Annotated in this window: 1 protein-coding gene; it reads left to right on the plus strand. The window is 59.7% G+C overall.

The window, feature by feature from the left end; genetic code table 11:
• A partial coding sequence (glmS, locus tag AC0L2U_RS34645) for a glutamine--fructose-6-phosphate transaminase (isomerizing) (protein WP_473603692.1) occupies nt 1-1,277 on the plus strand: 1,277 nt, incomplete at both ends.

Genomic DNA, 1,277 nt, shown 5'->3' on the forward strand with positions numbered 1-1,277 from the left:
GCCATGCTGAAGCGCGTCAGCGGTGCCTACGCCCTTGCCGTTCTCTTTGAGGATGATCCATCGACCATCATGGCGGCGCGCAACGGACCCCCATTGGCAATCGGTCACGGCGACGGCGAGATGTTCCTGGGCTCCGACGCCATCGCGCTTGCGCCCTTCACAAATGCAATCACCTATCTCGTCGATGGCGACTGGGCCGTTATCAGCAAGACAGGCGCCGATATCTTCAATTTCGATGGTCATCCCGTCGAGCGTCCGCGCCAGACTTCCCTTGCCGGGGCATACCTGGCCGATAAGGGCAACTATCGCCATTTCATGGAGAAGGAAATTCATGAGCAGCCCGAGGTTGTCGCCCGTGCGCTCGCTCATCACATCAACTCCGAAGGAAATCCCATCGATACGGCTTCTTGCATAGATTTTGCCAGCATCCCGAGCCTGGCGATCTCGGCTTGCGGCACAGCCTATCTGGCTGGACTGATCGCAAAATACTGGTTCGAGCGCTATGCGCGCCTGCCGGTCGAAATCGACGTCGCGTCCGAATTCCGCTACCGGGAGATCCCATTGTCGCCGCACTCGGCGGCTCTTTTCATTTCGCAGTCCGGTGAAACCGCCGACACGCTCGCATCTCTGAGATACTGCAAGGGGCGCGGGCTGAAGACCGGCGCTGTCGTCAACAGCCGGGAGTCGACCATCGCGCGGGAGGCCGACGCGGTCTTCCCAATCCTTGCCGGGCCGGAGATCGGCGTCGCCTCCACCAAGGCTTTCACCTGCCAGCTTGTGGTTCTTGCCACACTCGCCATTGGTGCTGCCAGGGCCCGTGGAACGGTAACCGAAGCTGAGGCGAAGGCGCTCGTCGCGAGCCTTGCCGAAATGCCGCGAATCATGCGCCAGGTCCTGAACAGCATCAAGCCAGATGTCGAGCTCCTGGCGCGCGAACTGTCAAAGTGCCATGACGTCCTGTATCTCGGCCGCGGCACCAGTTTCCCACTGGCCATGGAAGGTGCGCTGAAGCTCAAGGAGATTTCCTACATCCATGCCGAGGGATATGCGGCTGGTGAATTGAAGCATGGTCCACTCGCTTTGGTCGACGAAAACATGCCAGTGATCGTCATCGCGCCACATGATCGCTTTTTCGACAAGACCGTCTCCAACATGGAGGAAGCGGCCGCCAGGGGAGGACGGATTATCCTCATCACTGATGAGAAAGGGGCCGCTGCTTCGAAACTCAAAACGATGCACACGATTGTGCTGCCGACCGTCGACGAGATTATCGCGCC

Source organism: Mesorhizobium sp. WSM4808 (assembly GCF_055811675.1).